The 11,435-nt window shown below is 43.8% G+C and carries 12 protein-coding genes; 7 read left to right on the top strand and 5 right to left on the bottom strand.

Annotated features, from left to right (window positions below; translation table 11 throughout):
- Nucleotides 1–90 precede the first annotated feature (90 nt).
- Nucleotides 91–1,224, top strand: a complete 1,134-nt coding sequence (locus CJU60_RS10190) for a DUF445 domain-containing protein (protein ID WP_095713720.1) — start codon at nucleotides 91–93, stop codon at nucleotides 1,222–1,224.
- A gap of 92 nt (nucleotides 1,225–1,316) precedes the next feature.
- Nucleotides 1,317–1,670 (top strand): YlbF/YmcA family competence regulator, encoded by a 354-nt coding sequence (locus tag CJU60_RS10185; protein ID WP_010333576.1) that lies wholly within the window; start codon nucleotides 1,317–1,319, stop codon nucleotides 1,668–1,670.
- A gap of 44 nt (nucleotides 1,671–1,714) precedes the next feature.
- Here the strand turns inward: CJU60_RS10185 and CJU60_RS10180 are convergent, their stop codons facing one another.
- Nucleotides 1,715–2,788: a DNA alkylation repair protein gene (locus tag CJU60_RS10180; protein WP_095713719.1), complete on the bottom strand. Its 1,074-nt coding sequence runs from the start codon at nucleotides 2,786–2,788 to the stop codon at nucleotides 1,715–1,717.
- A gap of 489 nt (nucleotides 2,789–3,277) precedes the next feature.
- On the opposite strand from CJU60_RS10180, the gene CJU60_RS10175 reads away from it, so the two are divergent.
- Nucleotides 3,278–4,144, top strand: coding sequence for a Cof-type HAD-IIB family hydrolase (locus tag CJU60_RS10175; RefSeq protein WP_059336402.1), 867 nt, complete (start codon nucleotides 3,278–3,280; stop codon nucleotides 4,142–4,144).
- 112 nt (nucleotides 4,145–4,256) lie between these two features.
- Entirely contained in the window at nucleotides 4,257–5,762 is a 1,506-nt protein-coding gene (locus CJU60_RS10170) for a coproporphyrinogen III oxidase (RefSeq protein WP_024120764.1), read from the top strand.
- A gap of 18 nt (nucleotides 5,763–5,780) precedes the next feature.
- On the opposite strand, the gene khtU is transcribed toward CJU60_RS10170, so the two are convergent.
- From khtU to CJU60_RS10155, 3 genes are all read right to left on the bottom strand, one after another.
- The gene (gene khtU / locus CJU60_RS10165) at nucleotides 5,781–7,001 is read right to left on the bottom strand and encodes a K(+)/H(+) antiporter subunit KhtU (RefSeq protein ID WP_010333580.1); all 1,221 of its coding nucleotides are present in this window, start codon (nucleotides 6,999–7,001) and stop codon (nucleotides 5,781–5,783) included.
- Nucleotides 7,002–7,008: 7 nt separating this feature from the next.
- On the bottom strand, nucleotides 7,009–7,506 hold the full coding sequence (khtT, locus tag CJU60_RS10160; protein ID WP_010333581.1) for a K(+)/H(+) antiporter subunit KhtT: 498 nt from the start codon (nucleotides 7,504–7,506) through the stop codon (nucleotides 7,009–7,011).
- A 62-nt stretch (nucleotides 7,507–7,568) separates the two neighbouring features.
- Nucleotides 7,569–7,907: a hypothetical protein gene (locus CJU60_RS10155; RefSeq protein WP_081638265.1), complete on the bottom strand. Its 339-nt coding sequence runs from the start codon at nucleotides 7,905–7,907 to the stop codon at nucleotides 7,569–7,571.
- Nucleotides 7,908–8,072: 165 nt separating this feature from the next.
- Here CJU60_RS10155 and CJU60_RS10150 point away from each other — a divergent pair, with 165 nt between their 5' ends.
- Nucleotides 8,073–8,840 (top strand): enoyl-CoA hydratase, encoded by a 768-nt coding sequence (locus CJU60_RS10150; protein ID WP_024120767.1) that lies wholly within the window; start codon nucleotides 8,073–8,075, stop codon nucleotides 8,838–8,840.
- 20 nt (nucleotides 8,841–8,860) lie between these two features.
- Here CJU60_RS10150 and CJU60_RS10145 read toward each other — a convergent pair whose 3' ends face one another.
- A complete protein-coding gene (locus CJU60_RS10145; protein ID WP_095713718.1) occupies nucleotides 8,861–9,046 on the bottom strand; it encodes a YhzD family protein in 186 nt (61 codons plus the stop codon).
- A 127-nt stretch (nucleotides 9,047–9,173) separates the two neighbouring features.
- Here CJU60_RS10145 and CJU60_RS10140 point away from each other — a divergent pair, with 127 nt between their 5' ends.
- Nucleotides 9,174–10,070, top strand: coding sequence for an ABC transporter ATP-binding protein (locus tag CJU60_RS10140; protein WP_044156564.1), 897 nt, complete (start codon nucleotides 9,174–9,176; stop codon nucleotides 10,068–10,070).
- Nucleotides 10,063–11,322: an ABC transporter permease gene (locus CJU60_RS10135; protein WP_095713717.1), complete on the top strand. Its 1,260-nt coding sequence runs from the start codon at nucleotides 10,063–10,065 to the stop codon at nucleotides 11,320–11,322. The genes CJU60_RS10140 and CJU60_RS10135 overlap by 8 nt, the downstream gene beginning before the upstream one ends.
- The last annotated feature ends 113 nt before the right edge of the window (nucleotides 11,323–11,435 follow it).

Below are 11,435 nucleotides of genomic sequence, written 5' to 3'. Positions count from 1 at the left end.
TTGCTAAGTGATCACACCAACCTCTATAATACAAATAGGTCATTCTATTTATGAAAAAGTAAAAGCACAGATGGAGGCAGATGAGCAGGAATGGGTATTGCAGGAACCTTTATATTTATGATCGTGATCGGCGCAGTTATCGGCGCGGTGACCAATCATTTAGCAATTCAAATGCTATTTAGGCCGTATAAGGCATATTATTTGTTTGGAAAACGAGTCCCTTTTACTCCGGGATTGATTCCAAGAAGACGTGATGAGCTTGCGAAACAAATGGGGCTGATGGTGGTAAACCATTTATTAACGCCTGAGGGTATTAAAAAGCGGCTTGTTTCAGATTCAGCCAAAAAGCAGGCGCTTCAAGTCGGAGAACAGCTGATTCAAAACTTGTCGCTATCTGAAATGACAGTAAAAGAAGCGCTTGAAAAAGCCGGAGTAAAGCATCCGGGTGAAGCGGCAGACGCCTGGATCAGCCGCTGGACGGATGATAAATTGAATGAACTTTTCCGCCGATATGAGCATCAAACGTTAAAGGAAGCACTGCCATTGGAAGTGCAGGAAAAGCTAGAAGAGAAGATACCGATGATTTCAGGCTATATTTTGGCGCGAAGCATTCATTATTTTGAAAGTGAAGAAGGAAAAATCCGTCTCGGCAATATGATTGATGATTTCTTAAAAGAACGCGGTATGCTTGGAAGCATGGTGCAAATGTTTCTCGGCAATTCAAGCCTTGCTGATCGCGTGCTGCCGGAGCTTCTGAAGTTTTTGCGGAATGAGGAAACGAATAAGCTGCTTTCTGATCTTCTGAAAAACGAATGGGGCAAGCTGAAGGAGTATACATTTAATGAAGCGGACGAAAAATGGAACGCAAAAGTACTAATCTTTAGCCTGAAACAAAGAGTGCTGCAAGCATTTTCAACTGCTCCGTTTTTTGAAAATACGATTGGCTCGCTTACAGCCCGCTATGAAAATGATCTGAACCATCGTATCCTGCCGGCGCTTTTAGACAAATTGCTTGAGGGGATTTCAACCAATCTTGAAAGTGTATTAAAACGAATGCGCCTTGAGGAAATTGTAAAGGAGCAGGTGGATCAGTTCCCGGTACAGCGTCTTGAAGAAATGGTGCTGTCGATTTCGAAAAAAGAATTTAAAATGATAACCTATTTGGGCGGCCTTCTCGGCGGAATCATAGGTGCAATTCAAGCGTTGTTTGTCATCCTTTTTTAAGAAGAAACGGGTTTCGATTAATGAAAGGAGCTCCATAGTCTGTTATAGTGGAGTGGTATGTCAATCGGCAATAATGAAAGGAGCTACTTACAATGGCTGTTAATTTTTATGATGTAGCGTATGATCTGGAAAATGCATTGCGCGGGAGCGAAGAGTTTACCCGTTTAAAAAACCTGTACGATGAAGTAAACGCAGACGAGTCTGCGAAACGAATGTTCGAAAACTTCCGTGATGTGCAGCTGAGACTTCAGCAAAAACAAATGGCTGGAGAAGAAATTACAGAAGACGAAGTGCAGCAGGCTCAAAAAACCGTTGCGCTTGTGCAGCAGCACGAAAAAATCTCTCAGCTGATGGAAGCGGAGCAGCGTATGAGTATGCTGATCGGCGAATTAAACAAAATCATCATGAAGCCTTTAGAAGAGCTTTACGGCAGTGTCGAAGGCTAATCATTCAAAATCCCTTCTGGATAAGAAGGGATTTTTTTATTCGTTCAGCAAACTAGAAAATCCAGCGATTTCTTTACCTCTCCATTGATGATCACTGATAATGTATGAATTCCTTTGTAATGTTTTCTTGTAGATAAATCCTTAAAGGTTTGTGTTTTGGTATATGATTTTGTTTCGTTTTTTCGTATATTCGTTTCTGTTATTTTAAATACCTTTCGATGATGCTGGCCTCTGGCTTTTACGTAATCAATGGCGTACTCAATTCTTACTTTCTGATCCCTGTCTGAATGAATGTGAAAAGTAAACTTGAGGGTTTCGCCAATAGAAATACGGCTGGACTCGCACGTTAATTCTTGCAGTTGAATCGAGTCAGCATCGTGATAGCCAAAAAGCGATAAATCCTGTTTATCGCCTTTTTTTAACAAGGTCCGGTAAGCGTGTTTGATGATCCAGTCTGTATGAGGATGTGTTCCATACCATTGTTCTGCGACTTTTCTCAGCAAGTGAGGATGCGTTTTTGATATATCATTAAGGTTGTTGGCCACACTTTTTCTCACATACAAAGACTCGTCCTGCATCAGCTGCTCGAGGATCGGCAGCACGGGGGAGGGGTCCGATTTCAAAGCGGGTATCGATTTTCCCCATGGGAGGCGGGGCCTGCTTCCTTCACTCGCAAGTCTTCTTACGTGCTCATTTTCATGCTTAGACCATATCAGGAATTGTGCAATCATTTTTTCCTGATTTAAAAGCAAAAAAGGTCTCACAGCAAATTCTGAAGTGGAATATGCCGTAAAGTATTCTAACGCCTTCATTGAATCATCCCAATGCTCTAAGCCGTAATGCTCCACATAATCAGGAAATATGATTCCGCTGAGTCCCTTAAAATGAGGAGCTGCATCCCATAATACCGCAAGCGCTTCACCGTAATGTTTCGGCAGTGTTTCGTATAAAGCAACGGTAATGCGGCGCATGCGTTCTTTTAATGCGAGCCCAGGCCATTCTCCCGTCATTAAGAGTTCCTCGAATTTGTCTTTGTTGAATGCAGGATAGGTTTCTTTTACAGTATCTGTCAATCGAGAGATCAGTTCTTGATTATAAATTTCTTTTAATACAGTCATTGGACCACCGCTTTTTTCATTTAATGTTTATATTGTATACGAATGTACGTTCCTATTCAAGTGGTGAAATCCAATAATTAACATTACACGCTACCTTAGTTACACAGATATTGTTTACTTTTTTTAGTTAAAAAAACCCTTGTCATCTGCAGAGAAAACTGGGATAATAACATTGAAAGCGCCTACACTTACCTATTTCAAATGGATACGGTCGCATATCATGCCGTTATATAGAGGGGATAAGCAACAGAGAGTAAGTGTTCGGAGCGCATCATTGGTCAAATAAGGGGTTCCTGATACATGATTTTTCGTAAGTAAATCGAAATAACGATATTAGGGAGAATGGCTGCTTCGATCGTATCCTATTATGATTGCGTATAAAGTCTGCTGAGTCAGGCTTTTTTTGCTGTACAGAAAAGGTTGTTCTAAACACAGAGACAGGGTCATATCCTATACACAAGTACAGTCATCAAGGAGGGGGACATCTCTGTGTCTAAACAATTGCTTGCCTTAAACATAGATGGAGCGCTGCTTCGGTCGAACGGGAAAATTCATCAGGCAACGAAAGACGCGATTGAATATGTTAAGAAAAAAGGGATTTACGTCACACTTGTCACCAACCGCCATTTTCGCTCAGCTCAGAAAATAGCAAAATCGCTGAAGCTTGATGCAAAGCTGATCACCCACAGCGGCGCCTATATCGCTGAGAAAATAGACGCGCCCTTTTTTGAAAAAAGAATTTCTGACGATCATACTTTTAATATCGTTCAAGTGCTTGAGAGCTATCAATGCAACATCAGGCTTCTTCACGAGAAATATTCGATTGGAAACAAGAAAAAGGTCAATTCAAATTTGCTTGGGAAAGCGCTGATCCACCCGTCAGATCCCATCTTTTACCCGGTTCAGTTTGTTGAATCGTTAAGCGATCTTCTGATGGATGAACCGGTGAGTGCGCCCGTCATCGAAGTATATACAGAACACGATATTCAGCAAGACATTACAGAAACGATTACAAAAGCCTTCCCGGCGGTTGACGTGATTCGCGTAAACGATGAGAAGATGAACATTGTTCCAAAGGGAGTTTCGAAGGAAGCGGGCCTTGCACTTGTTGCTTCGGAACTGGGGCTGGGGATGGAGGATGTAGTCGCTATCGGCCATCAGCAAGACGATCTTCCGATGATTGAGCTTGCCGGACTTGGGGTTGCAATGGGGAACGCTGCACCGGAAATAAAGAGAAAAGCAGATTGGGTCACAAGGTCAAATGACGAGCAAGGCGTCGCATATATGATGAAGGAATATTTCCGTATGCAGCAGCGAAAAGGGTTCCTCGATAAGTTCCACATGAAACGCGTATAAAAAAAGCCGCTCGCGCCCAAACAGGTGCGGCGGCTTTTTTGCCGGATTGATTTTAGCTGTTTATTTCTGTACACTAAAGAAAGTTTTGAATCTGATAAATTAGGTGATGAAGTTGCAAATTAAAATAGAAGGCATACACGATGACCGCCTTCATCGGCCACTGCAAAATATCGCAAATTTGTTTTATGAGGAATGCGGTCTTGTCTACGGCGGAGAGGAGCCGGCGGATCTTGTCATCTCTTTAGCGTGCACGCAAACGGATGAGCATGTGACGGTTTCAGGAGAAGTGAAAGGAACCGGAATTAAGGAACACCATACTAAATCTTTTTCTCCTGATATGAATGAAAAAGAAGCTTTCAAACAAGTAAAAAACACAATTTCTTATGTTTACTTAAATCTACTTCAAGCGCATACGGGCATGACGCAAAAGTGGGGAATTCTCACGGGAATCCGCCCGACGAAGCTGCTTCATAAAAAGCTGCAAAGCGGGATGCCGAAGGAACAGGCGCATGCAGAATTGAAAAAAGACTATTTAATTCATGATGAGAAAATCGAATTGATGCAGCAAATTGTCGACAGGCAGCTGGCGGCAGTTCCTGATTTGTATCAAGTAAAGGACGAAGTCAGTATTTATATCGGCATTCCTTTCTGCCCGACCAAATGTGCGTATTGCACATTCCCTGCATACGCCATCCAAGGACAAGCAGGCAGAGTCGGCTCATTTTTATGGGGGCTGCATTACGAAATGCAGAAAATCGGCGAATGGCTCAAGGAGCATGACGTCAAGGTCACAACCATATATTTTGGCGGCGGGACGCCTACAAGCATTACAGCGGAAGAGATGGATCTTCTGTATGAAGAAATGGTCCGCTCCTTCCCGGATGTGAAAAACATTCGGGAAATTACTGTGGAAGCCGGCCGCCCCGACACGATTACTGAAGAAAAACTTGACGTGTTGAACAAATATGATATTGACAGGATCAGCATTAACCCGCAATCCTATGAAAACGAAACGCTCAAAGCAATCGGCCGTCATCATACGGTGGAAGAGACCATTGAAAAATACCATCTGTCACGCCAGCACGGCATGAATAATATCAATATGGATTTAATTATCGGTTTGCCTGGCGAAGGCGTGAAGGAGTTCAGACACAGCCTCTCAGAAACCGAGAAACTGATGCCGGAATCGCTGACTGTTCATACCCTTTCCTTTAAGCGGGCGTCAGAAATGACAAGAAACAAACATAAATACAAAGTTGCCGGGAGAGAAGAGGTTTCTCAAATGATGGATGATGCGGTAGCTTGGACGAAAGAACATGGATACGTGCCTTATTATTTATACCGCCAGAAAAATATTCTTGGAAATCTGGAAAACGTCGGGTACTCGATTCCGGGCCAGGAAAGCATCTACAACATTATGATTATGGAAGAAGTGCAGACGATTATCGGCATCGGCTGCGGTGCGGCAAGCAAATTTATTGATCCGGATACAGGGAAAATCACACACTTTGCCAATCCGAAAGACCCGAAATCATACAATGACCGATTTGAGCACTACACGGACGAAAAGATCAAATATTTAGAGCAGATTTTTGAGAGAACGACAAAGCAGCACTGATCACAGTGCTGCTTTTTTTTATCCCCGCTGTTTTTTCACAGGCTGAACGTCCGGCTTCCATTTAAACACCTTGTTTAGCTGGCGGTAAATCCATTTTGACTCTTTTGTTAATAATGGCCCCAAAATCGCCAGAATGAGGACATATAATGCGGCGAACGGCTTTAATGTGGCTGACAGGCCGCCGGCTATGCCGAGGTTGGCAACGATAATCGAAAACTCACCCCGTGATACGATCGTAAGACCGATATTGGATGAGGCTTTATGAGAAAGCCCTGCGCGGCGTCCAGCCACCATTCCGGCGATAAAGTTTCCGAATATGGTCAGGATCACAGCTCCCAATGCCAGCCAAACCGCTTCACCAAGTGAAAAAGGGTCTATGCTGAGGCCGAAGCTGAAAAAGAACATCGCGCCGAAAAAGTCGCGAAACGGAACGACAAGGTGCTCAATCCGATCGGAATGCTCTGTTTCCGAAAATACCAAACCGAGCAGCAGCGCGCCGATGGCTTCTGCCACATGAATTGTCTCTGAAAATCCGGCGATGAAAAAGAGCGCTGCAAAAATGACGATAATAAACACTTCGTTCGAGCGAATGTCCAACAGCTTATTCAAAAGCGGCGGGAGCTTTCTGGCCGCGATAAAAAACAGCAGCATATAGCCAAATGCGATCAGAATGGACAAAAGCGCACTCCCGACTGATGTCGCGTCTCCAAGCACAAGGCCGGAAACAACAGACAGATACACGGCAAGGAAGATATCCTCAAACATAATAATGCCGAGAATCAGCTCTGTTTCCGGGTTGGCCGTTCTTTTTAAATCGACCAGCACTTTTGCGACGATCGCGCTTGAAGAAATGGTGATGACGCCTGCCAGCACGAGGACTTCCAGAAAAGAAAACCCGGTGATAAAGCCATAAAGCAGTCCGAGGCTGAAGTTAATCAAAATATAAATTGATCCGCCAATTGCGATGGATTTTCCAGACTTGATCAGCTTTCCGACAGAGAATTCAAGTCCGAGATAGAAAAGGAGGAAAAGCACGCCCATCCGCCCGAAAAACTCAATGATTTCACTGCTTTCTATAAACGTGAGGTCAATGATCCCGACTTTAGGGGCATGAGGGCCAAGCAGCATCCCTAAAATAATGAGAAACGGGATAATTGAAAACTTAATTTTATTTGCGATGACACTGGCAATTGCCACAAGCACAAGCGCAGTTCCGACTTCAAAAACAAGATGATCCATCCGCTGATCACACGCCCTCTCTAGAAAGAAAATCATGAGTCAGTTTTTTCAGATGCTTTCTTTCACCTGAGAGGACAAGGGTATCATCTTCTTCAATCACCGAGTCAGCGCCTGGATTTAAAAACTTTTGCTGGTTGTGTTTAATGATGGCGATGACAGTGACATCATAGTTTTGACGGACATCAAGTTCGCCGAGGGTGCGCCCGATTGACTTCGCGCCTTTTTCCACCTTAAACCATTCAATAATGAGGTCGCTAAACGCCATCTCGATGGATTCCAGCGCCTGCGGCTTATAGACCATGCCGCCTAAAATGGCTGCAATTTGCCTTGCTTCAGAATCATCCAATGAAATATTGGAAAGAAGCTCATCCGGATCCCGATCATCAAATCGATAGATTTCTCTTCTTCCGTCATCATGAATGATAATCGTCATTTTTTCGCGGTTTCTTGTTTCAATTTCAAATTTTTTGCCGATTCCCGGCAGATCGTTTTCTTTTATATTCAATGAAAATCCCTCCGAATGTAGTGTTGGCATAAAAGATAGGGTACAAACAAAACGATATACATTCATATTCGGAGGTAATTAGACTGGTATTTGACAGGGACGGCACAAACCCTTTCCAGCCTGTTGATGTGAGGATCATCAAGCGGCTTGACAGATAACGTTCTGATAGACTGCGCCAATGGATTGTACTCTTTCATAAACTCCGCCAGATGCAGACTGCCCGGTGACGGCGTTTTGGCTGATTGTGATTCTTTCGGATATGAGGACATTGGCACATAGCTGTCAGTGCTTGCATCAAACTGTGAGGGCAGGGCCACGTCAGAAGGGGGAAAGCACACCATAAATAAGCTTAATAGAAAGCTGATCAGCAATTTATCCATGTTACCTTCCCCCTTTCTCATTCTATATCCCTTCCATTTCACTATATAAAACTTTATGTTCCCATTCAAATGATATGCATTTTTCAGTATCTATTGACCTTGAAAAATAAAAAAGGTTTCTTTAAGGACGGCGGGGAATGTATATGAGAAAGAAAAAAAGAAAGCGTATACATGGAGGTGTTTCATATGGATTATATTCAATATGAACTGAAGGGGCCTGTGGCAGAAATTGTGCTGAATCGTCCTGATGCTCATCACGCCTTGAATGAGCAAATGCTTTTCGAGCTGAAGGAGGCGTGTGAAAAGGTTTCTGAAAGCGAGGCGCTCATCGTCCTCCTGAGAGGTACCGGAAAAGGTTTTTCGGCAGGCGGCGATATACGGATGATGACCTCTGAGCATGATCCTGATCAATTTAGGCAGCTGATGGATACGATCGAAGCCATTACTTTAACGTTATACGAAATGAAAAAAGTGACAATTGCCGCTGTCCATGGTGCTGCCGCTGGGCTGGGCTTGAGTTTAGCACTTTGTGCTGACATTGTGCTTGCGGAGAAAAATGCCGTCCTTGCAATGAACTTTATCGGCATCGGCCTTGTTCCTGATGGCGGGGGACATTATTTGCTGAAAAAAAGGATTGGGGAAGCGAAAGCGAAAAAGCTGATTTGGAGCGGGAAAAAGCTATCCGCTGAAGAAGCGGCTGGCATGGGTCTCTTGGATGGAACATTTAACGGAGATCCTGCGGAAGGTGCAAGACCTTATGTTGAAACGCTTTTAGCCTCGCCCCTATTGGCAATGATTGAGACGAAAGCCATTTTTCAAAGCCTCCATATTGATGAATTGAAGAAGGTGCTGGCTCTTGAACGAAGTGCCCAGGAGAGAATGAGGAGGACAAAAGATCACCAGGAAGGAATCCGTGCATTTTTAGAGAAACGGGAGCCGAAGTTTCAAGCATAACAGATCAGCCGGGAAGCTGATCATCTCTGAAACAAAATCAGCTTTCCGGCTGCATTCACTAAACGATGGGTATGACGATGAATCTCTTTTTCCTTTAATAGGGCTTCACCCTGCTTTTTTGCCGTATCTTCGTTTTCTGCGTCAAATCGCTCGTTTATCAGTATTTCTCCCGAAGGATCAAAAGCCGTAAGAAAATACTCCGCCATTATATTTCGCCTCCAACTTCATCATTTATCGTTCTTTCTTCATTTATATTCTAAAAAACAAACCAAAATCCTTTATTATGTTTTAACCAAATATAGTATATAATGGGTCAGGGAAGGAGGAGATTCGGTGCTGACGATTGATCACGTAACGAAGACATTTGGAGATTATAAAGCGGTTGACGGTTTGAATTTGGAAATTCCGGAACAGCAAATGTTTGGCCTCTTAGGCGCAAACGGAGCGGGAAAAACGACGACCTTTCGTATGATTCTCGGCTTATTAAGCATTACGGAGGGTACGATCAGCTGGAAAGGCCGTCCCGTCAACTACAGTATGAGCAACAAAATCGGATATTTGCCGGAAGAGCGCGGACTTTATCCGAAAATGAAGGTAAAGGACCAGCTTGTCTATCTGGCAAGATTAAAAGGCATGGAGAAACGCGAAGCCGTAAAAGAGCTCGGAACATGGCTTGAACGCTTCAATATAACAGAATACGAGAATAAAAAAGTAGAAGAGCTTTCAAAAGGAAACCAGCAGAAAATCCAGTTTATTTCGTCGGTTTTGCATAAGCCTGAGCTGCTGATTCTCGATGAACCATTCAGCGGGCTGGACCCTGTCAATGTCGAGCTGTTGAAGGAGGCTGTTATCTCTTTGAAAAACAGCGGTGTCTCGATTTTATTTTCCAGCCATCGGATGGAGCATGTCGAGGAGCTGTGTGAGCACCTTTGTATTTTGCAAAAAGGGAAGCCTGTTGTGCAAGGCAGACTGAAGGAAATTAAACGTTCATTCGGCAAAAAGAATGTGACCATTCATTCCGATGACGATCTGCATTTTTTACAGGGGCACGAAGGAATTACGCAATGGAAAGAAACGGCCGGCGGCGTAAAGCTGCAAATTGCCAATGAAGACATCTCTCAAGAGATCTTCGCTATGCTCCAAGGAAAAGGATTTATTCGAAAGTTTGAGCTTGAAGAGCCGTCACTCCATGATATTTTTATAGAAAAGGTGGGGGCCGTCTATGAATAAATTTTTGATCATGCTTTCTCATACATACAAAAATAAAATTATGGCAAAGTCTTTTATTATTTCTACTGTCATTACGGTTCTGCTTGTATTGGCTGTCACCAATTTAGAATCGATCATTTCTATGTTTCAAGGAGAAGATACAAAAGAGAAAATTGCTGTTATTGATGAAACAAACGAATTATATCCGATTTTCTCAAAGCAGCTGAAAGCAGTCGATACAGACAGCGATCTTGATGTGAAGCAGTCTAAGCAATCAGAGGAAAAGGTTATAAAGCAAGTCAAAGATGAAACGCTTGATGGGATGCTCATTATCAAAAGAGATGAAAAAGGGACGATCTCAGGGACGTACAAAGCGTTAACGATTTCGGATGAAAGCACGTACCAAACACTGCAGCAGGCGTTAACACAAACAAAGACCGCTGTTGGAACAGAGGAGCTCGGCGTTTCGCAGGAAACCATCAGCAGCCTCTATGCGCCTGTCACTGTCGGGCAGGAGGCGCTGAAAGAGGGTGCAAAGTCTGAGGAAGAGCTGGGGCAGGCGATGGGGCTTGTTTACATTATGCTGTTTGTCATATATTTCTCCGTTATTATGTATGCCAGTATGATTGCGATGGAGGTTGCGACTGAAAAATCTTCGCGTGTCATGGAAATCCTCATCTCAAGCATGCCGCCGATCCAGCAAATGTTTGCAAAGCTGTTAGGCATCGGGCTTGTCGGAATAACACAGCTTGCTGTCATTATTTCTGCCGGATATCTATCGCTGAAGCTGAACAAAACGAGCGAAACGGCTTCATCTGTCGGCGGTTTTCTTAATCTGACCGACGTTCCCGTTTCTACCGTGATATATGCTGTTATTTTCTTTTTGCTCGGTTACTTTTTATATGCGACACTGGCCGCGTTTCTTGGCAGCGTCGTCAGCAGAATAGAGGACGTGCAGCAAACGATCACACCGATGACGCTTTTGGTGGTTGCCGGTTTTATGATTGCCATGTTCGGACTAAACGCTCCGGACGCAGGATTTATTACGGTCACATCGTTTATCCCGTTCTTTACGCCGATGATTATGTTCTTGCGCGTCGGCATGCTTGATATTCCGTTTTGGCAGGCGGCTGCCGGCATCGGGATAACATTGCTCACCATTATCATACTTGCCGTCATTGGCGCCAGAATTTATAAAGGCGGCGTCTTGATTTACGGCAACTCAAGCGCGTTTAAAGCAATCAAACAAGCGCTGCGTTTGTCAAAAAGCTGATTGGAAAACAGCCTGGGGATGCTCAGGCTGTTTTTGATTGTATTCGTTTTGGCAGAACGTGCATTCGTAAGAAATCGGTGCTAAAATAAGGGTACTTCATCCTGGAAAGGAGC

This window comes from Bacillus sp. 7705b, from assembly GCF_002289525.1.
GTDB classification, from domain to species: Bacteria; Bacillota; Bacilli; order Bacillales; family Bacillaceae; genus Bacillus; species Bacillus halotolerans.
This window is presented reverse-complemented; position numbering and strand designations above follow the sequence as displayed.

Bases quoted from the DNA above. Each gene is read 5' to 3' on its own strand.
- CJU60_RS10190 (WP_095713720.1), top strand. From the start codon at position 91: ATGGGTATTGCAGGAACCTTTATATTTATGATCGTGATCGGCGCAGTT.
- CJU60_RS10185 (WP_010333576.1), top strand. From the start codon at position 1,317: ATGGCTGTTAATTTTTATGATGTAGCGTATGATCTGGAAAATGCATTG.
- CJU60_RS10180 (WP_095713719.1), bottom strand. From the start codon at position 2,788: ATGACTGTATTAAAAGAAATTTATAATCAAGAACTGATCTCTCGATTG.
- khtU (WP_010333580.1), bottom strand. From the start codon at position 7,001: ATGGATCATCTTGTTTTTGAAGTCGGAACTGCGCTTGTGCTTGTGGCA.
- CJU60_RS10155 (WP_081638265.1), bottom strand. From the start codon at position 7,907: ATGAGAAAGGGGGAAGGTAACATGGATAAATTGCTGATCAGCTTTCTA.
- CJU60_RS10150 (WP_024120767.1), top strand. From the start codon at position 8,073: ATGGATTATATTCAATATGAACTGAAGGGGCCTGTGGCAGAAATTGTG.
- CJU60_RS10145 (WP_095713718.1), bottom strand. From the start codon at position 9,046: ATGGCGGAGTATTTTCTTACGGCTTTTGATCCTTCGGGAGAAATACTG.
- CJU60_RS10135 (WP_095713717.1), top strand. From the start codon at position 10,063: ATGAATAAATTTTTGATCATGCTTTCTCATACATACAAAAATAAAATT.